This is a genomic window from Streptomyces sp. cf386 (assembly GCF_900103585.1).
Taxonomy (GTDB): domain Bacteria; phylum Actinomycetota; class Actinomycetes; order Streptomycetales; family Streptomycetaceae; genus Streptomyces.
In genome coordinates this window covers 32,657-54,580 of the sequence record NZ_FNHV01000032.1, presented here as the reverse complement: position 1 = coordinate 54,580, position 21,924 = coordinate 32,657, and the positions used below count along the sequence as shown (strand labels likewise).

24 protein-coding genes are annotated in these 21,924 nt (G+C 69.5%); 12 read left to right on the top strand and 12 right to left on the bottom strand.

Going from position 1 to position 21,924, the window contains the following annotated elements; all coding sequences use genetic code 11:
• Positions 1-6 precede the first annotated feature (6 nt).
• From BLU79_RS43980 to miaA, 4 genes are all read right to left on the bottom strand, one after another.
• Positions 7-2,199, bottom strand: a complete 2,193-nt coding sequence (locus BLU79_RS43980; RefSeq protein ID WP_093911671.1) for a RelA/SpoT family protein — start codon at positions 2,197-2,199, stop codon at positions 7-9.
• 299 nt (positions 2,200-2,498) lie between these two features.
• Positions 2,499-3,392, bottom strand: a complete 894-nt coding sequence (gene dapF / locus BLU79_RS43975; protein WP_093911670.1) for a diaminopimelate epimerase — start codon at positions 3,390-3,392, stop codon at positions 2,499-2,501.
• A gap of 47 nt (positions 3,393-3,439) precedes the next feature.
• Positions 3,440-3,955 carry a hypothetical protein gene (locus BLU79_RS43970; protein ID WP_093911669.1) on the bottom strand — a complete coding sequence of 172 codons (516 nt, stop codon included), beginning with the start codon at positions 3,953-3,955 and terminating at the stop codon, positions 3,440-3,442.
• Positions 3,956-4,063: 108 nt separating this feature from the next.
• Entirely contained in the window at positions 4,064-5,002 is a 939-nt protein-coding gene (miaA, locus tag BLU79_RS43965; protein WP_093911668.1) for a tRNA (adenosine(37)-N6)-dimethylallyltransferase MiaA, read from the bottom strand.
• A 182-nt stretch (positions 5,003-5,184) separates the two neighbouring features.
• On the opposite strand from miaA, the gene BLU79_RS43960 reads away from it, so the two are divergent.
• Both BLU79_RS43960 and BLU79_RS43955 read left to right on the top strand, forming a co-directional pair.
• Complete coding sequence (locus tag BLU79_RS43960; RefSeq protein ID WP_093911667.1) at positions 5,185-5,478, top strand: hypothetical protein; 294 nt, start codon at positions 5,185-5,187, stop codon at positions 5,476-5,478.
• Positions 5,479-5,502: 24 nt separating this feature from the next.
• Positions 5,503-5,769, top strand: a complete 267-nt coding sequence (locus tag BLU79_RS43955) for an antitoxin (RefSeq protein ID WP_093911666.1) — start codon at positions 5,503-5,505, stop codon at positions 5,767-5,769.
• A 92-nt stretch (positions 5,770-5,861) separates the two neighbouring features.
• Here BLU79_RS43955 and BLU79_RS43950 read toward each other — a convergent pair whose 3' ends face one another.
• From BLU79_RS43950 to BLU79_RS43935, 4 genes are all read right to left on the bottom strand, one after another.
• Positions 5,862-6,590, bottom strand: a complete 729-nt coding sequence (locus BLU79_RS43950) for a class III extradiol dioxygenase subunit B-like domain-containing protein (protein WP_093911665.1) — start codon at positions 6,588-6,590, stop codon at positions 5,862-5,864.
• 10 nt (positions 6,591-6,600) lie between these two features.
• Entirely contained in the window at positions 6,601-6,891 is a 291-nt protein-coding gene (locus tag BLU79_RS43945) for a hypothetical protein (RefSeq protein ID WP_093911664.1), read from the bottom strand.
• A gap of 58 nt (positions 6,892-6,949) precedes the next feature.
• A complete protein-coding gene (miaB, locus tag BLU79_RS43940; RefSeq protein ID WP_093911663.1) occupies positions 6,950-8,464 on the bottom strand; it encodes a tRNA (N6-isopentenyl adenosine(37)-C2)-methylthiotransferase MiaB in 1,515 nt (504 codons plus the stop codon).
• A 70-nt stretch (positions 8,465-8,534) separates the two neighbouring features.
• Positions 8,535-9,011 (bottom strand): MarR family winged helix-turn-helix transcriptional regulator, encoded by a 477-nt coding sequence (locus tag BLU79_RS43935; RefSeq protein ID WP_093911662.1) that lies wholly within the window; start codon positions 9,009-9,011, stop codon positions 8,535-8,537.
• Positions 9,012-9,141: 130 nt separating this feature from the next.
• On the opposite strand from BLU79_RS43935, the gene BLU79_RS43930 reads away from it, so the two are divergent.
• The gene (locus BLU79_RS43930; RefSeq protein WP_093911661.1) at positions 9,142-9,438 is read left to right on the top strand and encodes a DUF2218 domain-containing protein; all 297 of its coding nucleotides are present in this window, start codon (positions 9,142-9,144) and stop codon (positions 9,436-9,438) included.
• Between the two features lie 83 nt (positions 9,439-9,521).
• Here BLU79_RS43930 and BLU79_RS43925 read toward each other — a convergent pair whose 3' ends face one another.
• Positions 9,522-9,926 (bottom strand): pyrophosphohydrolase domain-containing protein, encoded by a 405-nt coding sequence (locus BLU79_RS43925; RefSeq protein WP_093911660.1) that lies wholly within the window; start codon positions 9,924-9,926, stop codon positions 9,522-9,524.
• 130 nt (positions 9,927-10,056) lie between these two features.
• Between BLU79_RS43925 and BLU79_RS43920 the strand changes: the two genes are divergently transcribed.
• On the top strand, positions 10,057-11,052 hold the full coding sequence (locus tag BLU79_RS43920) for a TAXI family TRAP transporter solute-binding subunit (RefSeq protein WP_093911659.1): 996 nt from the start codon (positions 10,057-10,059) through the stop codon (positions 11,050-11,052).
• Between the two features lie 79 nt (positions 11,053-11,131).
• Here BLU79_RS43920 and BLU79_RS43915 read toward each other — a convergent pair whose 3' ends face one another.
• Entirely contained in the window at positions 11,132-12,523 is a 1,392-nt protein-coding gene (locus tag BLU79_RS43915) for a sensor histidine kinase (RefSeq protein WP_093911658.1), read from the bottom strand.
• 9 nt (positions 12,524-12,532) lie between these two features.
• The gene (locus tag BLU79_RS43910) at positions 12,533-13,219 is read right to left on the bottom strand and encodes a response regulator transcription factor (RefSeq protein WP_093911657.1); all 687 of its coding nucleotides are present in this window, start codon (positions 13,217-13,219) and stop codon (positions 12,533-12,535) included.
• 288 nt (positions 13,220-13,507) lie between these two features.
• Here BLU79_RS43910 and BLU79_RS43905 point away from each other — a divergent pair, with 288 nt between their 5' ends.
• The 5 genes from BLU79_RS43905 (at position 13,508) to BLU79_RS43885 (ending at position 18,717) form a co-directional block, all read left to right on the top strand.
• A complete protein-coding gene (locus BLU79_RS43905; RefSeq protein ID WP_093911656.1) occupies positions 13,508-14,284 on the top strand; it encodes an amino acid ABC transporter ATP-binding protein in 777 nt (258 codons plus the stop codon).
• Positions 14,285-14,383: 99 nt separating this feature from the next.
• Positions 14,384-15,229 carry a glutamate ABC transporter substrate-binding protein gene (locus BLU79_RS43900; protein ID WP_177001422.1) on the top strand — a complete coding sequence of 282 codons (846 nt, stop codon included), beginning with the start codon at positions 14,384-14,386 and terminating at the stop codon, positions 15,227-15,229.
• 96 nt (positions 15,230-15,325) lie between these two features.
• A complete protein-coding gene (locus BLU79_RS43895; protein WP_093911654.1) occupies positions 15,326-16,000 on the top strand; it encodes an amino acid ABC transporter permease in 675 nt (224 codons plus the stop codon).
• Complete coding sequence (locus BLU79_RS43890) at positions 15,997-16,908, top strand: amino acid ABC transporter permease (protein ID WP_093911653.1); 912 nt, start codon at positions 15,997-15,999, stop codon at positions 16,906-16,908. Before BLU79_RS43895 ends, BLU79_RS43890 begins: the two co-directional genes overlap by 4 nt.
• Positions 16,909-17,085: 177 nt before the next feature.
• Positions 17,086-18,717 carry an FAD-dependent monooxygenase gene (locus BLU79_RS43885; RefSeq protein WP_093911652.1) on the top strand — a complete coding sequence of 544 codons (1,632 nt, stop codon included), beginning with the start codon at positions 17,086-17,088 and terminating at the stop codon, positions 18,715-18,717.
• A gap of 104 nt (positions 18,718-18,821) precedes the next feature.
• On the opposite strand, the gene BLU79_RS43880 is transcribed toward BLU79_RS43885, so the two are convergent.
• Entirely contained in the window at positions 18,822-20,036 is a 1,215-nt protein-coding gene (locus BLU79_RS43880; RefSeq protein ID WP_371132065.1) for an RNA-guided endonuclease InsQ/TnpB family protein, read from the bottom strand.
• A 64-nt stretch (positions 20,037-20,100) separates the two neighbouring features.
• Here BLU79_RS43880 and BLU79_RS50195 point away from each other — a divergent pair, with 64 nt between their 5' ends.
• The 3 genes from BLU79_RS50195 to BLU79_RS43870 all read left to right on the top strand — a co-directional run bounded on the left by BLU79_RS50195 (position 20,101) and on the right by BLU79_RS43870 (position 21,644).
• Positions 20,101-20,436: a putative leader peptide gene (locus BLU79_RS50195; RefSeq protein ID WP_371132064.1), complete on the top strand. Its 336-nt coding sequence runs from the start codon at positions 20,101-20,103 to the stop codon at positions 20,434-20,436.
• Between the two features lie 148 nt (positions 20,437-20,584).
• The gene (locus BLU79_RS43875; protein WP_093911650.1) at positions 20,585-21,103 is read left to right on the top strand and encodes a cupin domain-containing protein; all 519 of its coding nucleotides are present in this window, start codon (positions 20,585-20,587) and stop codon (positions 21,101-21,103) included.
• Between the two features lie 85 nt (positions 21,104-21,188).
• The gene (locus BLU79_RS43870; RefSeq protein WP_093911649.1) at positions 21,189-21,644 is read left to right on the top strand and encodes a rhodanese-like domain-containing protein; all 456 of its coding nucleotides are present in this window, start codon (positions 21,189-21,191) and stop codon (positions 21,642-21,644) included.
• Positions 21,645-21,924 lie beyond the last annotated feature (280 nt).

The following is a 21,924-nucleotide window of genomic DNA, read 5'->3' as shown; positions in this document are numbered from 1 at the left end:
CCGCTCTCACACCCCCTGCGTCTGCGCCCTGCTCACGTCGTACACGCCCGCCACATTTCGCATGGCCCGCATCAGCCCCGGGAGCTGCGCCGCGTCCGGGAGCTGGACCGTGTAGGTGTGGCGCACACGCTGCTGGGTGGGCGGCTCGACCGTGGCCGAGACGATCTCCGCACCCTCCAGGGCCATGGCCTCCGTGAGGTCCGCCAGCAGGTGCGGGCGAACGAACGATTCGGCGACCAGGGTGACCCGGCACTCGGTGGTGTCACCCCAGCGCACTCCGACCTCCGCGCGCCCCGCGCTCCTCATCCGCGCCACCGCGGCGCACTCCACGCGGTGGACGGTCACCGCTCCCCCGCGCACGGAGAACCCGATGACCTCGTCGGGCGGTACGGGAGTGCAGCAGCCGGCGAGGCGTACGCTCGCGCCGGGCCGGTCGACGAGGACGTTGGCGGCGGTGGAGCGTCCGGGCGTCCCCTCGGCAGCCGGGCGGACACCCGGCCCTTCCTCCCCGACAGCCTCCCGGCCCGCCGATCCGTCCACCGTGGACCGGAACGGCACCGTCCCTGCTCCCTCGCCCCCGAAGGCGTCGACCTGCGGCGGGTGGGCGGCCAGCCATCGCTGGATGGCGATGCGGGCGGCGGGCGTGTGCGCGTGCTCCAGCCACTCCCTGGAGGGCTCCGAGGCCGGGTCCTGGCCCATGAGGGGCTGGACGGTGTCGCCGTCCCGCAGAACCGTACTGAGGGTCGCCAGACGGCCATTGACGCGCGCGCCGATGCACGCGTGCGCGTCCTCGCCGTACTGCGCGTACGCGGCGTCCACACAGGTCGCGCCCTCGGGCAGGCCCAGGGTGCCGCCGTCGGGCCGGAAGACGGTGATCTCGCGGTCCTGGGCGAGGTCCTCGCGCAGGGTGGACCAGAAGGTGTCCGGGTCGGCTGCGCCCTCCTGCCAGTCGAGGAGGCGGGACAGCCAGCCGGGGCGGGTGGGGTCCGCGCGCTCGCCGTCGCTCGAAGCGGCCTGCTCCTCCGAAGGAGGAGCGTAGGGATTGCCGAGCGCCACGACACCGGCCTCGGCGACCTTGTGCATCTGGTGGGTGCGGATGAGGACCTCGGTGACCTGGCCGTCCTCGCGGGCGACGGCGGTGTGCAGCGACTGGTACAGGTTGAACTTGGGGACGGCGATGAAGTCCTTGAACTCCGAGACGACGGGCGTCATACAGGTGTGCAGTTCGCCCAGGACGCCGTAACAGTCGGCGTCCTCGTTCACCAGCACCAGCAGCCGTCCGAAGTCGGCGCCGCGCAGCCGCCCCCGCTTGCGGGACACCCGGTGCACGGAGACGAAGTGCCGTGGCCGGATGAGGACTTCGGCATGGATGTCGGCCTCGCGCAGGACCTTGCGCATCTCGTCGGCCATCTCCGCGAGCGGGTCGTCCGCGCGGGAGGCGTTGTCGACGATCAACTCCCGTGTGTGCTCGTACTCGTCGGGGTGCAGGATCGCGAAGACCAGGTCTTCCAGTTCGGACTTGAGCGCCTGGACGCCGAGCCGCTCGGCGAGCGGGATGAGGACGTCGCGGGTCACCTTGGCGATGCGGGCCTGTTTCTCGGGGCGCATCACACCGAGGGTGCGCATGTTGTGCAGCCGGTCGGCGAGTTTGATCGACATCACGCGGACGTCGTTGCCGGTGGCGACGAGCATCTTGCGGAAGGTCTCGGGCTCGGCGGCGGCGCCGTAGTCGACCTTCTCCAGCTTCGTCACGCCGTCGACGAGGAAGCGGACCTCCTCGCCGAACTGCTCCCGCACCTGATCCAGCGTCACCTCGGTGTCCTCGACGGTGTCGTGCAGCAGAGAGGCCGTCAAGGTCGTGGTCTCGGCGCCGAGTTCGGCGAGGATCAGGGTCACGGCGAGCGGATGGGTGATGTACGGCTCACCGCTCTTGCGCATCTGGCCGCGGTGCGAGGACTCGGCCAGCACATAGGCGCGGCGCAGCGGTTCGAGGTCGGCGTCGGGGTGGTGGGCGCGGTGGGCGTCGACGACATGGCTGATCGCGTCGGGCAGCCGGCCGCGTGCGGCGGGGCCGAGCAGCGCGGCCCGGCCGAGGCGGCGCAGGTCGATCCGGGCGCGCGCCTTTCTGCGAGGCACGGCAGGCGTCGCAGGGCCTGCTACCGGGCCTGGCGTCGCGGGGTTCGTTGCCTCCGCACTCATGGGCACCTCCGGCTGCGTGGACCGGCGGACGGGGTGCCCCATGGCGGACACGGCACAGGGGATGGCGACTTCTCCCCCGTCCGGGCCGGTGCTTGATGCTACCGAGCCCATCACGTGCGACTGACCGCCTCTCGCCGAGCGTGAAACGGATCACCCATTCGAGCGAGGGTTTACAGGTTTACGGTTTCGCGCCATGCAACGAACCGGAGTTGATGGTTCCAAGCGCGCTCCGGGGCGCCGAAGGCCGCACTCTCAGGCCCTGAGCTGCCGAAGCCTCTGATACCAAGTCACAGAGCCGTTCAGCGGGCGCGCGTTTCCAGCCACTCCACGTCGATCTCGCCCTCGGCCACGATCACCGCGGGGCCGGTCATCTCGATCTCGCCGTCGGTCCCCTCGGTGATCACCAGGGTGCCGCCCGGTACATCGACGGTGTACGTCGCGGGGGTGCCGGTGACCGCCGGGTCGGCTCCGTCCCGGCGCGCGGCGGCCACGGCGACGGCACACGCGCCCGTGCCGCACGAACGGGTCTCACCGGCACCGCGCTCGTGCACCCGCATGGCGACGTGCCGCGGGCCCCGGTCGATCACGAACTCGACATTCACCCCGTCCGGATAGGCCGAGGCGGGGCTGAACGGCGGCGGGGAGTACAGGTCGCCGGCCTGCGCGAGGTCGTCCACGAAGGCCACGGCGTGCGGGTTGCCCATGTTCACGTTGCGTGCGGGCCAGCTGTGCTCGCCGACGCCGACCGTGACGTCCCCTTCGGGGAGCCGCGCCTTGCCCATGCCGACCGTGACGTCACCCGCGGCGGAGCCGCTGTTGGATGCAGTCTTGGCGATGTGCACGGTCTTCACGCCCCCGCGCGTGGCCACCGCGAGGTCACCCTCGGTGACATACCCGGCGCGCTGGAGGTAGCGCGCGAACACCCGCACGCCGTTGCCGCACATCTCCGCGACGGAGCCGTCGCCGTTGCGGTAGTCCATGAACCACTCGGCCTCGGCCGCCATGTCCTGGGCCTCGGGATGTGCCGCGGACCGGACCACGTGCAGCAGCCCGTCACCGCCGATGCCCGCGCGGCGGTCGCACAGGGCGGCGACGGCGGCCGGGGACAGGTCAATGGCGTTCTCGGGGTCCGGGACGATCACGAAGTCGTTCTCGGTGCCGTGACCCTTGAGGAAGGCGATCCGCGTGCTCATTCCTCGATCGTAAGGGGTCGGTACGACAGCCCACGCGCGCGTGAAGGTCAGCGCAGCCGGGCCACGCGCCACACGGCCAGCACGACCACCGCGGCTACGACCAGGGCGTAGGCCAGCACGACCCGCCAGTCCGTTCTGCGCCCGGAACCCCGCTGCGGCAGTCCGGGCCAGGTGTGGCCCACGCGGCGGGCGGCCATCATGCCCCAGCCGGCCGCGCAGGAGCAGATCAGGAGCCCCAGCATGGCGATCACGGCCCCGCTGTCGCCGAAGTCGAAGGCCAGCGGGAACGCGAACATCAGGGAGCCGACCGCGGCCAGGGCCACGATGGGGGCGAGCTGCCAGATGCGCAGTCGGCGCTGCGGTCGCAGCTCGACCTCGACCTCCGGGCCGCTCGCGTACATCTCCTCGGGCTCGGGGCCGTCGTCGGTGACGCCACCCTCGACGCCGTCCTCGGTCTCGTCCGGCCCGTCGGGGCTCAGACGGTCGCCGTCCTGCTCCGGTTCGCCCCGGTCGGTGGTGACGTTCTCGGTGCCTTGTGCGGTGTCGCGAGGGCCGGCCTCCATCGCCACGCGCCCTCCCAACTCGGACTCCACTTGGTCGATCGAAGCTCGATGATGGCATGGCGCCGGAGGCCGGGATGGCGGCCGGAGCGTCCCGATGCCATCACGTGATCAGGCTGTAACCGGTCGTTCGACCAACGCCAGTGCGAGCTGCGGAAGTTCTGTGAGATCCGCCGCAGCCCCACTCAGCCAGTGCACCCGTGGGTCGCGCCTGAACCATGAATCCTGCCGGCGCGCGAAGCGTTTGGTGGCACGTACGGTCTCCGCCCGCGCCTCTTCGATGGTGCACTCCCCGGCGAGCGCCGCCAGCACCTGCTGGTAGCCGAGCGCACGCGAGGCCGTAAGCCCCTCGCGCAACCCTTGCGCCTCCAGCGCACGGACCTCGTCGACGAGCCCGGCGTCCCACATCCGGTCGACCCGGCGCGCGATGCGCTCGTCCAGTTCGGGGCGGGCCACGTCGACGCCGATCTGGATCGTGTCGTAGATCGAGTCGTGACCCGGCAGGTTGGCGGTGAAGGGCTTGCCGGTGATCTCGATCACTTCGAGGGCCCGGACGATACGACGTCCATTGCTCGGCAGGATCGCCTGCGCGGCCTCGGGGTCGGCGGCGGCCAGGCGCGCGTGCAGGGCCCCGGAGCCGCGCAGCGCGAGCTCCTCCTCCAGCCGGGCCCTGACCTCGGGGTCGGTGCCGGGGAACTCGAGATTGTCGACGGCGCCGCGGATGTACAGACCCGAACCGCCGACGAGAATCGGCCAGCGTCCCTCGGCGAGCAGTGCGTCGATCCGCTCCCGCGCGAGCCGCTGGTACTCGGCGACCGACGCCGTGACCGTCACGTCCCAGATGTCCAGCAGGTGGTGCGGGACACCGGCGCGTTCCTCGGGCGTCAGCTTGGCGGTGCCGATGTCCATCCCGCGATAGAGCTGCATGGAGTCGGCGTTGACGACCTCGCCGCCGAGCTGCCGGGCCAGAAAGACGCCCAAATCGGACTTTCCGGCTGCGGTGGGTCCGACTACGGCGATGACGCGGGGGGCGGAAGGTGCACTACTCACCGCCACAGTCTCGCAAACCCCACGGGGTGGACTCGAACGAGTTACGTGACGGCACGCGCGCGGCGTCGTTGCCAGTTGCGAGGTTTTCGCCGCCGGTTTCGCGGGGGCGGCGACCCGGGGGCGCAACCGGACGCACCGGACGACGCGGGATTTCGCCCGCACGAGTAACGTATGGAGTGGATATGGGCGTTTTTGCACGACTTCTTCGGAGGTCGAAGGCCGCGGAGGAGGCGTCAACCGTCGAGGCGCAGGCCGACACACCAACGGCCGAACCCGTGACGGAAGAGGCGGCAGCAGCGGCGGAGGCGAAGGAGCCGGCCGAGACGAAGGCCGACGAGGCGACAGAGTCGACGGCAGCCCGGTCGACGGCAGCGGAGTCCGTCGAGACCGACGCCGACGACAGCGTCGAGATCCCCAAGCAGCAGTCCGCCGACGAGACGGCCGACAGCGAGGCCGGAGAGGGCGCCCGCACGTAACTGCCCTGCGCGGGAAGGTGAAGCATGGGTCTGATAGATAGTTTGAAAGCCAAACTCGCCCCGGCCAAGGACAAGGTCTCCGGCCTCGCGCAACAGCACGAGGGAAAGATCCAGCATGGCCTCGACAAGGCCTCGAGGGTCGTCGACCAGAAGACCAAGGGCAAGTACAGCGGCAGGATCCAGACGAGCACGGACAAGGCCAAGAGCGCCATGGACCGACTCGCGCACAAGGGCAACGACAGGGCGACCGGCAGCAGTACGCCGCCGGACTCACCCCCGCCGACGAACTGAACGGCACATCGCCGGACGGCCGCGGAGCTTGACCGCTCCCGGCCGTCCGCCGTTTGGTCGGCGGGCCCGACGAACCGTCTCGGTCGGTGCCCCTACGACCACGTCGCGACCAGGTAACCCACCCCGTACGGCGCCTCGTCGTACAGCAAGCTGCCCGAAAGGCCCGCCTGCTCCGCCGCGCCCGCGAGGACCTGCCAGGGCGCTCGGCCCGAGGCCTGCAGCTCGTGCGCGAGCTCGGTGTCCAGCGCCTTGAGCGCCGTCACGTCCGCCTTGCCCAGCGCATGCGCGACGGAGGCGTCGAAGGGCTCAGCCCGCTCGTCGAGGTAGCCGGGAGCCTTGAGCGTGCGGCAGGCACTGGCGTCGCCCATCACCAGCAGCGCCACCCGCTCGGCCCGGGCGGCGATGTCCCTCCCCATCTCAGTACACCGCTCGGGCGTCAGAGGTTCCCCCACCGCGAGTCCCTCGATCGGGGCGTCCGCCCATCCGGTCCGCTCCAGCAGCCAGGCGGCGACGGCGAGCGAGGAGGGGAGCGGTCGTCGCGACGGCTCCGGGGCGGTCGCCTCGTCCGCGGCGCGTCCCAGCCGTACGTCGATGTCCACGCCGAAACCCCGGAACGACCCCCGCGTCCCCTCGGCGTACGCCCCGTGCCCGCTCTCCTCGGCGGCTCCGACGACGACGAGCAGGTCCGGCCGGGCGGCCGCGAGCACGCCGAGCCCGTCCGTGCAGGCGGCACGCGCGGCGTCCAGCTCGGGTGCGGCACCCGCGGCGAGCTCGGGCACGAGGAGCGGCGGGCAGGGGCACACTGCGGCGGCGACAAGCATGATCGGGAGCCTACTGCCAGGGGCTGGGCTCCGGGTCGGTGCTCCACACCCGCTCGGCCAGCTGGAACATGACGCGCTGGGTCGACACCGCACCCTCGATGTGCGCGTAGTACGCGTCCCCGGCACCGACCCGGAACACCTCACGGCGCCGCTGGCGCAGCGCGAAACCGGGCTTGTAGGTACAGGCGACCTCGTAGAGGAGGGCGCGGGCCTGTTCCAGGGTGCCCTGGAAGCGCGCCGCCTCCTCGCAGCGGTACTGATCCCCGTGACCGGACTGCACGACCACCACCCACTGCGCCATGTCCCGCCCCCCGTTCTCCTGCTCGTCCCGCCCCGCCCCCTACTCTCGCGGCGTGCGCTCAGCGTGCCGTGCAGCCGCCCGTCGCCGCCGGCAGCGGCTCGGGGACGCCGATCTTCGGCAGGCCGAGCAGGACACCGGCAGGCTTGGCGGACTCGGCGGCGTTGCGCTTCTCCCAGGCGTCACCCGCGCGCGTGCGGCGCACGTCGAGGACGGGGCCCTCGGCGAGGAGGTGGTGCGGGGCGGCGTACGTGATCTCGACGGTGACCACGTCGCCGGGGCGGACCTCCTGGTCCGGCTTGGTGAAGTGGACCAGGCGGTTGTCGGGGGCGCGGCCGGAGAGGCGGTGGGTGCTGTCGTCCTTGCGGCCCTCGCCCTCGGCGACCATCAGCTCCAGCGTGCGGCCGACCTGCTTCTTGTTCTCCTCCCAGGAGATCTCCTCCTGGAGGGCGACGAGACGCTCGTAGCGCGCCTGGACGACCTGCTTGGGGATCTGGTTCTCCATGGTGGCCGCGGGCGTGCCGGGGCGCTTGGAGTACTGGAAGGTGAACGCCTGCGCGAAGCGGGCCTCACGCACCACGTGCAGCGTCTGCTCGAAGTCCTCCTCGGTCTCGCCGGGGAAGCCCACGATGATGTCGGTGCTGATCGCGGCATGCGGGATGGCGGCGCGGACCTTCTCGATGATCCCGAGGTAGCGCTCCTGACGGTAGGAGCGGCGCATCGCCTTCAGGACCGTGTCCGAGCCGGACTGCAGCGGCATGTGCAGCTGCGGCATCGCGTTCGGCGTCTCGGCCATGGCGGCGATGACGTCGTCGGTGAAGTCGCGCGGGTGCGGGGAGGTGAAGCGGACGCGCTCCAGGCCCTCGATCTTTCCGCAGGCCCGCAACAGCTTGCTGAACGCCTCACGGTCGCCGATGTCGGAACCGTACGCGTTGACGTTCTGGCCGAGCAGCGTGATCTCGGAGACGCCCTCGGCGACCAGCGCCTCCACTTCGGCGAGGATGTCGCCGGGGCGGCGGTCCTTCTCCTTGCCGCGCAGGGCCGGGACGATGCAGAAGGTGCAGGTGTTGTTGCAGCCGACGGAGATCGACACCCAGGCCGCGTAGGCGCTCTCGCGCCGCGTCGGCAGCGTCGAGGGGAACGCCTCCAGCGACTCGGCGATCTCGACCTGCGCCTCCTCCTGCACGCGCGCGCGTTCCAGCAGGACGGGCAGCTTGCCGATGTTGTGCGTGCCGAAGACGACGTCCACCCAGGGCGCCCGCTTCACGATGGTGTCGCGGTCCTTCTGCGCGAGGCAGCCGCCGACGGCGATCTGCATGCCGGGGCGCTTCGTCTTCATCGGGGCGAGGTGGCCGAGGTTGCCGTACAGCTTGTTGTCGGCGTTCTCGCGGACCGCGCAGGTGTTGAAGACGACGACGTCCGCGTCGCCGTTCGAGCCCTCGGGCGCGCGTACATATCCGGCGTCTTCGAGCAGCCCGGACAATCGCTCGGAATCGTGGACGTTCATCTGGCACCCGTAGGTGCGCACCTCGTATGTCTTCACGCCCACTGCCTGGCTCCGGTCGCTGCTGCTCATGGGACAAGGGTATGCGGTCGGGAGAACGGCCCTGCCCCGGACCGAGGTGGCAGGAGGGGGCGGGCGGGGCCTACCTCACGGCATTGGTCTCGCCGTCCTGGATGCGGTGGGTGACCTCGGTCAGACCGTCGGCGAGGGTCGCGAGCTGGTGTGGGGTGAGGACGTCGATGAGCAGCCTGCGGACGAGCGCGACATGGCCCGGGGCCGCCTGCTCCAGCATGCGCCTGCCCGCGTCGGTGAGGACGGCGTAGACCGCGCGCACATCGCCGGGGCAGGAGCGCCGGGTCACCAGGCCCGCCTTCTCCAGCTGTGTGACCTGGTAGGTCAGGCCGCTCTTGGAGTTGAGCAGTGCGTCGGCGAGGCCGCTCATGCGCATCTCCCGGTCCGGGGCGGCGTTGAGGCGCGCGAGGATCTCGTACTGGAGGTGCGTGATCCCGACGTCGTCCTTGAGCTGCTGATCCAGGCGGCGATTGACGAGCGCGCCGGCGGCCAGGAAGGCGTGCCAGGCGCGGAGTTCGTCCTCGTTCAACCATCGCGGTGCGGCCATGGATCCACGCTACAGGGAGGGTTGTTCAAACTTGAAACCCCGCGTTATCGTCGACCCGTCGAGGTTCAAATTTGAAGCGGCCGGCTCGTCCAGCCCTCGAAGCTCGTCCAGCCCTCGAAGGAGTACTCGCATGCCTTCCTCCCTCTCCCACGTCGCCACCGACGCCGCCCCGCGCTACGCCAAGCAGCTCGCCTCGCACTTCGGCCGGAAGATCCCCGTCGAGGACACACCGGCCGGCGGGCACCGCCTCACCTTCCAGAACACCGACGTCGTCCTCGAACCACAGGACGACCACCTACTGATCCGGGTCACCGCACCCGACGCACCCACACTCACCACCATCCAGGAGGTCGTGGGCAGCCACCTCGAACGCTTTGGCCGCCGCAACGAACTGATCGTCGCCTGGGACGAGCCCACTCAGGGCTGACCGGGAAGAGTCGCGCTCAGCACTGACCGGAGAAGAGTCGCGGCTCAGGGTAGACCGGGACATTCAGGCATCCGGCGACAGCCCTACGCCCCGCCGGTCCCCCACCCCTGACGGCGCAGCACACCCGACACGTCCGGCGCCTCGTAGTGCTCCCCCTTGAGCACCTTGCCGTCGGCCCGGCGGGCGACCTGGCCGTCGGGGCCCAGCTTGGTCATGTTGGAGCGGTGGATCTCGGCGAGTACGGCGTCGAGGTCGATGCCGTGCACCAACGCCGTGCCGTACGCGACGTAGACGACGTCCGCCAGCTCGTGCGCGAGCTTGTCGAGCGGGCCGGTGACACAGACCTCGGCGACCTCCGCGGCCTCCTCCGCGAGCAGTTCCCCGCGGTGCGCGGCGAGGTCCGGGGCGACCTCGGTGGGCGTACTACGGGCGTCGAGCCCGAAGGCGCGGTGGAATTCACGGACCAGGTCGGCGGGCGAGGAACTCATGCGCCGACTGTAGCGGCCGGGTCTGACAGTCCCTGTCGCGAAGGCGTCCAGCTCACGAGGCCGCCCTCGCGCCCTCCCCTGTGACCCCTGCCCTGGTCAGCACCGCGTACCAGCTGGCAGGATCTCGGCCATGTCCAAGGCACTCACCCGCATCACCAGGAGCCGGGCTCTGCAGGGCACGGCCGCCGGGTTCGTCGCCTTGGGGTTGCTGCTGTGGTGGCTGCTGCCCCTGGGCGAGGAGCCGCCGAGCGGGACGATCACGTTCAGTACCGGCACGCGCGCGGGTGTCTACCAGGAGTACGGCGCGCTTCTGCGCAAGGAGCTCGCCAAGGACATGCCGCAGCTGAAGGTGCGGCTGCTGACGAGTGACGGCTCGCAGGAGAACGTCGAGCGCGTGGCCACCGGACAGGCCGACTTCACGATCGCCGCCGCCGACGCGGTGGACACGTTCAAGATCGGCGGCAAGCCCGTCACCGACCGGCTGCGCGGTGTCGCCCGTCTCTACGACGACTATGTCCAGCTGGTCGTCCCGCCGGACTCCGACATCCGCTCCGTCGCGGACCTGAAGGGCAAGCGGGTGGCCATAGGGCGGGCGAACTCCGGCGTGCGGCTGATCGCCACCCGGGTGCTGGAGGCCGCCGAGATCGACCCGGAGAAGGACATCACGCCACGGTCGGACGGCATCGACACCGGGCCCAAGCGTCTGGGGCACGAGCTCGACGCGTTCTTCTGGTCGAGCGGGGTGCCCACGGACGGGCTGGAGGAGATCGCCGAGACCTCCTCGTTCCGGTTCGTGCCGATCGACGCCAACCTCGTCGCCAAGGTGCACGCCGGTGGGGACACGGCCCACTTCTACCGCGCGACCAACATGCCGGAGTCGGCGTACCCCACCATCCAGAACGGCGACACGGTGCCTACGATCGCCGTCTCCAACCTACTGATCACCCGCAAGGACATGGATCCCCGGCTCACGGAATGGCTGACCCGTACGGTGATCAAGAGCCGTGACGGCATCGGCGCCCACGTCCACTCCGCGCAACTGGTCGACCTGCGCACGGCGATCTACACGGATCCCCTGACCCTGCACGACGGCGCCCGGAACTACTACCGCTCGGTCAAGCCGTAGGAACCTGGCGACACGGGCCCGCCGCAGGAGCCCGGGGAAACCCGGTGGCGCAGGCCCGGCCGGCCACGGTGCCTGCCCGCTACTGCGTCGGCGCCGTCCTGGGCACCGTCACCGTCACCCGCAGGCCGTGCGGTTCATTGCTGCCGTAGGAGACGGAGCCCCCGCCCGCCGCGAGCAGCGCCCGGGAGATCGACAGGCCCAGGCCCGAGCCCTTGATGTTCTGGTGCCGGCCGCTGCGCCAGAAGCGGTCGCCGATGCGGGCGAGTTCCTCGTCGGTGAGGCCGGGACCGTGGTCGGCCACCACGATCGTCGATGCACTGCCGTTGGACATGACGGTCACCTCGACGCGCTCACCCTTCGGAGTGAACTTGACGGCGTTGTCGATCACGGCGTCCAGCGCGCTGGACAACGCCACCGGGTCGGCCCACGCGGTGGTGGCCGGGCAGTCCGCCACCAGCTGTACGCCCTTGGCCTTGGCGGTCGGCGCCCAGGCCGCGACACGCTCGGCGGTCAACGCGCCGATGTCGGTGAGCCTCAGGTCGGCCTCGGTGTGCTCGGCCAGGGCCAGGTCGAGCAGGTCGTCCAGGACCTCGGCCAGGCGCTTGCCCTCGGTCTGGACCGAGGCGATCTCCGCATTGCCCTCCGGAAGTTCGAAAGCAAGCAGTTCGATGCGCAGCAGCAGCGCCGCGAGCGGGTTGCGCAACTGGTGCGAGGCGTCGGCGACGAAGGCGCGCTGCTGCTCCAGCACGTCCTCGACGTTGTCCGCCATCTCGTTGAACGACCGGGCCAGCCGCCGGAGTTCCGGCGGACCGCTGGCGACCGCGACCCGTGACTTCAGGCGGCCGCTCGCGATCGCGTGCGTGGTGGTGTCCAGCACGCGCACCGGCCTGAGCACCCAGCCGGTCAGCCTGAGCGCGGCCCCGACGGCCACCAGCATCGCGGCCGTCAGACCCGCGCCGATGATCAGCCAGCCCTCCAGGATCCGCGAACGCATCTGCCCGGTGGGCGAATCGGTGACGACGACCGCGACGACGTCACCGTCCCGGATGACCGGCGAGGCCACGACGAGGTGGCCCCGCTGCCACGGCCACACCTGTTTCGGGTCGTGGCTGCGCCGGCTGAGCAGCGACTCCTCGAAGGCCTCACGCACCTCGCCGGACTCGGGCAGGAACCAGGTCGTCGGCCCGTTGGCCAGGGGCGTGTCGGTGGGCAGGAAGACGCCGACCTGAATGCCGTAGACATCGTGGTAGCTCTCGAGTTCTCGGCTCAGGATGCGCAGTTCGTCGCGGGATCCGGTGGTCGTGTCGGCGGCCGGGCGCGCTATGGCCGCGAAGTACGCCGTGTCGTCGATCCGGTCGACGACCACCTTCTGCTGCTGGGCCGAGGCCAGGCTGACGGCGAGCGGTACGCCGAGTGCGAGCAGTACGGCCGCCATCAGGACGATGAGCAGGGGGAGGAGACGAGTGCGCACCCTTGCCCGCTACGACGCCGGGGCGACGAGTCGGTAGCCGACGCCGCGTACGGTCTCGATCAGGGCCGGCATGCGCAACTTGGCGCGCAGGGACGCCACATGCACCTCAAGAGTGCGCCCGGTCCCCTCCCAACTCGTGCGCCACACCTCGCTGATGATCTGCTCCCGGCGGAAGACCACTCCGGGGCGCTGCGCGAGCAGGGCGAGCAGATCGAACTCCTTGCGGGTCAGTTGGACAACCGAACCGTCGACGCTGACCTGGCGGGTGGGCAGTTCGATGTGGACCGTGCCCAGACGCAGCACTCCCTCACCGCCCGTCCCGGCGTCCTCCTGCACGTTGCGCCGGCTGACGGCGTGGATCCGGGCGAGCAGCTCTCCGGTGTCGTACGGCTTCACCACATAGTCATCTGCCCCGAGATTGAGGCCGTGGATGCGGGAGCGGACGTCGGAGCGCGCGGTGACCATGATCACCGGGGTGCTGGTGCGCTTGCGGATCTTGCCGCAGACCTCGTAACCGTCCTGGTCGGGCAGGCCGAGGTCGAGAAGGACGACACCGAAGCCGTTGCCCTCCGGAACGAGCGCCTGCAGGGCCTCCTCGCCGCTACGCGCGTGCGTGACGTCGAAACCGTGCCGCGCCAGTACCGCGGACAGCGCGGCGGCGACATGGTTGTCGTCCTCGACAAGGAGCAGTCTCACCCCGGCCTCCTTCGGTTCATTGGCCGTACGATTCAGCTAGGTACACAGTGCGTGCACACGCGCGCGTGCACCATGGAAGTCACGCTGATGGACGAGGACGCCGTCAAGTGGGTTCCGGTTGCGGGCGGCTTCCGTTACCCAGCCGGTACGCGCCCAGCTGTCAAGTGCTACGACACGTGTCCGATTGCTATCGGATCGTGATGCTCAGATTCCCCTCAGAACTAATGACGCAGGTCGGATACGGTTATTACTGTCCTCCGAAACCGAGGAGGACGGAGCCTGAGAGCGATGACCGAAGTATCGGTGGCCAAGGAAGACGTGGCCGCGACCGGCGAGCTGGTCGTCCTGAAGAACGTGAACAAGCACTTCGGCGCGTTGCACGTGCTCCAGGACATCGATCTGACGATCGCCCGCGGCGAGGTCGTCGTGGTCATCGGACCCTCCGGGTCCGGGAAGTCCACCCTGTGCCGCGCCATCAACCGCCTCGAGACGATCGACTCCGGCGCGATCGCCATCGACGGCAAGCCCCTGCCCGCGGAGGGCAAGGCGCTCGCCAAGCTACGTGCCGACGTCGGCATGGTCTTCCAGTCCTTCAACCTTTTCGCGCACAAGACCGTGCTCGAGAACGTGATGCTGGGCCAGATCAAGGTCCGCAAGGCGGACAAGAAGAAGGCCGAGGAGAAGGCCCGCTCCCTGCTCGACCGGGTGGGCGTGGCCAACCAGGCGGACAAGTACCCCGCCCAGCTCTCCGGCGGCCAGCAGCAGCGTGTGGCCATCGCCCGGGCGCTGGCCATGGACCCCAAGGTCATGCTCTTCGACGAGCCGACGTCGGCTCTCGACCCGGAGATGATCAACGAGGTCCTCGAGGTCATGCAGCAGCTCGCCCGCGATGGCATGACCATGATCGTCGTCACTCATGAGATGGGCTTCGCCCGCTCTGCCGCCAACCGAGTGGTATTCATGGCAGACGGGAAGATCGTCGAAGAAGCCGTGCCGGACCAGTTCTTCAGCAACCCGCGCAGCGACCGTGCGAAGGACTTCCTGTCCAAGATCCTGCACCACTGACGGACCGCTTCACGCACCCGACGACCTGCGTCATCCAACCCTCCGAGGGGACGACCCTCGGAGGGGACGCATCTCTTCATCACGCAAAGGATGTTCACCATGAAGCTCCGCAAGGCCTCCGCCGCGGCCGCCGCTGCACTCGTCCTTTCCCTCACTGCCACCGCCTGCGGTGGCGGCGACGGTGACAACGAGGGCGACTCGGGCTCCTCCGGTGGTGGCAAGATCAAGATCGGCATCAAGTACGACCAGCCGGGTCTGGGCCTCAAGGAGCCGGACGGCACCTTCTCCGGCTTCGACGTCGATGTGGCGACGTACGTGGCGAAGGAGCTGGGCTACGACGCCGACCAGATCGAGTTCGTCGAGACCAAGAGTGCCGACCGCGAGAACGCGCTCGCCCGTGGCGACGTGAAGTTCATCGCGGCAACCTACTCGATCACCGACGAGCGCAAGCAGAAGGTCGACTTCGCCGGCCCGTACCTGCTGGCCCACCAGGACCTTCTGGTCAAGGCCGACTCCGACATCACCGAGGCCACCGACCTCAACGGCAAGAACCTGTGCTCGGTGACCGGCTCCACCTCGGCGCAGAACGTCAAGAACGACTTCGCCCCGAAGGCCAACCTCAAGGAGAACAGCGGCTACTCGGAGTGCATCTCCTCGCTGCAGAGCGGCACCGTGGACGCCCTGACCACGGACGACTCGATCCTCGCCGGCTTCGCCGCGCAGGAGCAGTACAAGGGCCAGTTCAAGCTCGCCGGCCTCAAGCTGAGCAACGAGAACTACGGCATCGGTGTGAAGAAGGGTGACACCGAGACCCTGAACAAGATCAACGCCGCCCTCGAGAAGATGGTCAGCTCGAAGGCCTGGGACAAGGCGGTCAAGGACAACTTCGGTCCGGCCAAGTACAAGAACGAGCCCGCGCCGAAGATCGGCGTCATCGTCCAGTAGCGCAAGGATCCACCGGCGCGCCGCCGTCCACCGCGATCAGGGCGGCGGCGCGCCGCGCTATCCACATACGCCACCCACCCGGAAGCGCGGGAGATCGTGTTCGACTTTCTTTCTGACTATGACAACCCAACCCTGTTGGGTGCCTTCTGGACGACGGTGAAGCTCACCGTCTTCTCCGGCCTCGGTTCCCTGATCTGGGGCACCCTTCTGGCCGCGATGCGGGTCAGCCCGGTCCCGCTCATGCGTGGGTTCGGCACGGCCTATGTGAACATCGTCCGGAACATTCCCCTGACGGTCATCATCATCTTCACCTCGCTCGGCCTCGCCGATGTCTTCGGCGTGACGATGGGCGCCTCCGACTTCCAGGTCCGGGGCTTCCGACTGGCGATCCTCGGTCTCGTCGCCTACACCGCGGCCTTCGTCTGCGAGGCGATTCGTTCCGGCATCAACACCGTGCCGCTGGGCCAGGCCGAGGCGGCCCGCGCCATCGGGCTGACTTTCAGTCAGACCCTGCGGCTCATCATCCTGCCGCAGGCCTTCCGCGCGGTCATCGGCCCGCTGGCCAACGTGTTGATCGCCCTGACCAAGAACACCACGGTGGCGGCCGCGATCGGCGTGGCCGAAGCCGCCTACCTGATGAAGCAAATGATCGAGAACGAGGCTCAGACGCTGCTCATCGGCGCGGTCTTCGCCTTCGGTTTCGTGGTACTGACCCTGCCCACGGGCCTCATCCTCGGCTGGCTGAGCAAGCGACTGGCGGTGAAGCGATGAGCTCCGTTCTCTACGACGCACCAGGCCCCCGCGCCAAGCGGCGCAATGTGTTCATCTCGGTGGTCTTCTTCGCCCTGCTGGCCCTCCTCGTGTGGTTCGTCTATGGCGCCATGAACGAGAAGAACCAGCTGGAGTGGGCCCTGTGGAAGCCGTTCACCGAGTCCCAGGCCTGGACGACCTACCTGCTGCCGGGTCTGGCCGACACGCTCAAGGCCGCAGCGCTGGCCATGGTGATCGCCCTTCCGCTCGGCGCGGTCTTCGGCATCTCGCGCCTCTCCGACCATCTGTGGGTGCGGCTTCCGGCCGCCTGGGTGGTCGAGTTCTTCCGGGCCATCCCGGTCCTGCTGCTGATGCTGTTCGCCAACGAGGCCTACGACCGCTGGGCGAACCTCACCACTGAGCAGCGGCAGCTCTACGCGGTCGTCACCGGCCTGGTGCTCTACAACGCGTCCGTCCTCGCCGAGGTCGTCCGGGCCGGCATCCTCGCCCTGCCCAAGGGGCAGTCGGAGGCGGCCAAGGCGATCGGCCTGCGCAAGGGCCAGACGATGCGGATCATCCTGCTGCCGCAGGCCGTCACCGCCATGCTGCCGGCCATCGTCAGCCAGCTCGTGGTCATCGTGAAGGACACCGCCCTGGGCGGCGTGATGATCGGGTTCACCGAGCTGCTCAGCACGCGCGCCACCCTGGCGGCCGCCTACGCCAACCCCATCGCCAGCTTCGTCGTGGTGGCGATCATCTACATCGTGCTCAACTTCATCCTCACCAGCTTCGCGAGCTGGCTGGAGAAGAGGCTGCGGCGCAGCAAGAAGAGCACGGGCGCCGTACTCAGCGCCGAGGACATGGAGGAGCTGAACCCGGCGGCAACGGGTGGCACCTACGGGACCGGTGCCGGAGGCGGGGGCATCTGACGCGCCGTCAAGTGACATGATCGACACGGAGGGCAGTGGCATGATCGCCACTGCCCTCCGTCACTTGACGCAAGCACCGGCAATGGGTTGCATACGTTCTGTGATCGTGCACCCTGCTCCAACTTTCTGTTCACTTGCGTCCCTCGGGACACCGCTGCGGGCAGGGGGCACCGCGCCGTGGACCCGGTGATCATCGTCGGAGCGGGGCCCGTCGGGCTCACGCTCGCCCTGGCGCTGGCGCGTCAGGAAGTGCCGTCCGTCGTTCTCGACGAGGGGCCCGGCAAGGACGAGCCCCGTCTCGCGCGCACCGTCGTCCTGCGCGAGGACACCGCCGCCCTCATGGAGCGCCTGACAGGCGTACCGCTCGCCGAGGCCGGGGCCCGCTGGGCCGGATGGCGGGCGATGCGGCGCAAGCAGGTGATGCGCGAGGTCAAGTTCGACGACACCGCGGAAGGCCCCGAGGGCGGCACGAACCCGGCCCCCCTGCACATCGCCCAGCACGTGCTGACCGGCGCCCTGCGCGCCGCCGTCGGCGGCGAACCGCTCATCAAGGTCGCCGTGGACAGCCGCCTGGACGCCATCGAGCAGGAGGCCTCGGGCGTCACCGCCCACACCCGCGGGCCCAAGGGCACCTGGTGGCGCGGCAGCTACCTGGTCGGCTGCGACGGCCCACGCTCGACGGTCCGCAAGCTCCAGGACATCCGTTTCCCCGGCCGTACGGCGGTGGAACGACACGCCGTGGCCGCGCTGCGGGCGGAACTTCCGTGGGACGGCGAGGCGTTGCTCCATCGGATGCCGCCGTGGCGGACGTCCGGACCCTCGGGCGGGGAGGTCACCGGACGGCCGCTTCCGGACGGGGTGTGGCGCCTGGACTGGCTGCTGCCGCCGGGCAAGGACCTGGTCACGCCCGAGGTGCTTGTTGCTCGTGTCCGGGAGACGCTCGCCGGGTGGACCGACGGACCGACACCGCCGTACGAACTTCTCGATACCGGAGTTCACACGGTCCATCACCGGCTGGCCCGCCGCTGGCGGGTGGGTCGCGTCTTTCTCGCCGGGGACGCGGCGCACTGCCTCGGCACTCTCGGCACGCACGGGCTCGACGAGGGGCTGCGGGACGCCGACAACCTCGCCTGGAAACTGGCGCCGGCCTGGCACCACGGGCCGCATGAGGCGCTGCTCGACAGCTACCAGGCGGAGCGGCGCGCTGTCGTCGCCGCCCGGCTGCGCGCCGCCGACCAGGCGCTGCCGTTGCTGCGCGGCGGAGGCGGGCTGCGCTCGTACGTCCCCGGCTCCGCCCGGGGCCATGACATGCTGCTGATGGACGGCCACTTGGGGCACGGAGCGATCGGTGCGCCGGGGTCGTACGCCGGCTCACCGCTCACGCCCCAGCACCTGGAGGGTGAGGTCCCCGTGGACACGCCGCGCGGTGCGCAGGTCATGGACGTCCAGGTCACTGCCGAGGACGGCTCCTTCGTACGGCTACGGGACCGGCTCGGTCGCAACGCTCTGCTGGTCCTGCTGATCGCACCGGGCACGGGTGTGTGGGAGCGCAGGCACTGGGTGACCGCGGGGATCATGCCCCGGCTGGTGGCGGCGGTGACGGCACTGCCCCATCCGGCGGAGCTGCTGGTCGCGGAGAGCTATCCCGGGGCGGCGGCGCATTCGGTCCTGCTGGTGCGGCCCGACGGCCACCTGGTGACGGCGTTGAGCGGGGTGCGGCCGGCCGATCTGTACGCGGCGGCCGAGGCGGCGCTGGGCGGACCGGTCAAAGCGGGAGCGGAAGCCGGGGCAGGCGCAGGCTCACGCTGACATGGCGGTTAGTTGACCGGCTCGCGCTGCGGCCGCACCCAATAGCCCATGGTGTACTCCGGATCTTGACTGCTCGACTCCCTGAAGGGGAGGGGATTCCTGGCTCAGGCTGCCTCTCGGAGCGACGCTCCGGAAGGTCTTGCGCCCTCGACACCAGCCGGGTTCAGACCAGCCCGGACGAGCATCACGCGAGCGGAGTTCTTGTCCCTGGGGGATGCGGCTCCGCACGCGATGCAGGTGTAGATACGTTCCGACAGAGGAAGTGCGTGCTTGGTTCTCGCTCCGCACGATGCGCAGTCCATGGTGGTATGCACGGGGTGCACGAGGCGGACGTCTCGCCCGTGTTTACGGCCCATCTCCAGCAGGGCCTTCTTCGTTGCGCCGATTGCGGCATCGGCAGCCTTGCGGGCCATTGACGTCTTGGCGAGGAACTTCGGGCGGAAGTCCTCCACCGCGATGGCGTCGTGATCGCGCACGACCTTCTTCGCCCACTTGCGACCGGTGTCCTGCCGCTGCCGGGCGACCTTCTGGTAGGCCTTTGCACGCAGCTTCTTCGCCTCGCGGTACCCCTTCGAGGCCGCCTGCCCCTCGGCCGGTTTGCGGCGAGCCATCATCCGGTCGTACCTCGACAACCTCTGCTGCGCCTTCTTCCCGTGCTGGGCATGGGGAAGGTCGTGCGGGTTCGAGGTGGTGGTCGCAGTCTCCTTCACACCCCAGTCGATCCCGATCACTGCGCCGGTGGAGGGCAGCAACTGTACTTCGGCGGACACGACGAACGAGGCGTACCAGTGACCGAGGCTGTCCCGGTACACACGCACTGAAGACGGGGCGGCGGGTAACTCTCGGGACCACACCACCGTCGTGACGATGCCGCCCGCCAGGTGTAGGCGGCCGTCTTTGAGACGGAAGCCACGCTTTGTGTAGTTGAGCGTCGGAGCCGCTTCGCACTTCTTCTTCCAGTCGGGCATCCCAGCGCGCGGCCTGAGGGGCAAGCGCTCCTTGATGTCCTTGTGCGCCTTTGCTCGCGACGTGCCGAAGTCCCGGATGATCTGCTGCTGCGGAACGCTGGCGCCCTCCCGCAGCCACGGGGTCACCCGCCGGGCCTCAGTCAGCATCCTGTCGAGTTGTGCCGGGCCGCAGGTCTGCTTGTCCTCCGGGTGCGCCTTGTTGTGCGCGTGCACGGCCTTGGACTTGGCCACGCACTCGTTCCACACCCAACGACAGCGGTCCCACTCCGCAAGCAACTGCGTATGGGCAGTCGACGACACCCGCAGACGGTACGTGTACCGGGCATGCCCTCCCTCCTTCAGCACCGGCACGATCACCCTCCTCCCACGGCTTCACCGACTCATCCCGATTCCTTGGGGAGACCGTACGTGCGATATGCGTACACCCGTGCCCGCATCGCATCTCAGTCACCACAACCAGCGAACATGGGTACACAGTTCGCTTGCTCGCGGCTCTACCAACGACGGTCTTGCGGTCGCTCCCCTCCCAAGAGACCGGAGACGGCGACGCTCCCCGTTTCCGTCAGAGATGCGATTGATCCCTGGGAGGAACGCCAGGACGACTGCGCCAGAATCCGATGACGGCGAGTTGACCGGTTCGCACCGCCATGGTGTACTCCCGACCATGACCGACACCTGTGTGCGCCTGTGGCGGAGGGTCCATATGGACCTCGTCCGCTATGCGGGCTGCGTGTGTCGTCCGTCCTGCTGAACTCGCATCCCTTTTCTTCCAGCGCGCGTCGCTGCCGTTGTCTGACGCCTCTGCTGTCGCGCGCTCTTCGCGAACTCTCTTCAGGACGGTGCCCGTGTCTGTCTCTTCTGCCGCCGTTTCCGCTTCTCAGCCGGTCGCCTCACCGGTCTTGACGCCGACTGCCGCGCCCGTTTCCGCTCCTACGCAGGCGGATCTCCTCGACTTCGTACGGCGTACCGCCGCCGACGCCGACTTGATCGCCTCGCTTCCGCTCGACCCCGAGGGCCGTACCTGGGTACGGCTCGAAGGCCCCGGTGGCAGCGAGGCGTGGCTGATCGGCTGGCCGCCCGGGACCGGCACCGGCTGGCACGACCACGCCGAGTCGGTCGGGGCCTTCGTGACGGCCGCCGGCGAGCTCAAGGAGAACTCACTCGCCGTCCGGCTACCGGCCGACGGCTGGAAGACGCTGGAACTGGCGGACGACGTGGACCGTGCACGCCGGCTGCCGAGCGGCAAGGGCCGCTCCTTCGGCCGTCACCATGTGCACGAGGTCCTCAACGAAACCGCCGACCAGCATGCGATCTCGGTTCACGCCTACTATCCGCCCCTGCCGCAGATCCGCCGCTTCAGCCGAAGCGGGCCGATCCTGCGGCTGGAGCAGGTGGAGCGGCCGGAGGACTGGCAATGAGTGCCATGGGGGCGGGCTTGCCTGTGGGAGAGGCTCTGCGGGGCAGAGTTTGGGCGAACGGTCGGTTGGCGGGGGTGAGTCGACGATGAGCGGTGTGAACGGTGTTCACGGCGTGAACGGCGGGGGTGAACAGCCCTTCGGCATCGACGAGTTGCTGGAGCGAGTGCGCGTCGGCTACGCGCGGGTCGAGCCGCTGGAGGCGTACGAGGCCGCACAGCACGGCGAGGCTCTGCTGGTCGACATCCGGTACGCCGCCCTGCGCGAGCGGGACGGGCTGATCCCGGGCGCCCTCGTCGTCGAGCGGAACGAACTCGAGTGGCGCCTCGATCCGCAGGGCAGCCATCGCGCTCCCGAGGCCACGAGCCACGATCTGCAAGTCGTGGTGATCTGCAACGAGGGCTATGCATCGAGTCTGGCGGCCGAGTCGCTACGGCGACTGGGGCTGCAACGGGCCACCGATCTCGTCGGCGGGTTCCAGGCGTGGCGGTCGGAGGGGCTTCCGGTGACGTCCGGGGCGAGCGCGGCAGAGGTGGAGGCCTAGGACCTTCCGTGCCGGGAGTGCGGGCTTGGCGGGAAGAGGTCTCCCGACGCCCTTCCGAGGTCTTCCGAGGTCGGCGTCCCGCAGAGCAGGGCTCAGGAGAGCGGCCGCGTTGTGTGGCGTCGGCGCCTGTGCGGGCCACGCCCTTGCGTAGTCGCTGCCGAGCCTCTGACCGCCGGCCCCGCCCTTCACTCCGAACCCTGCCCCGAACGCGATGGGCGCCCCCGCGCGTCCATCGTGTCCAGGGCCGGAATCCTGCGCTCACGGCCCTTCGCCCACTCCT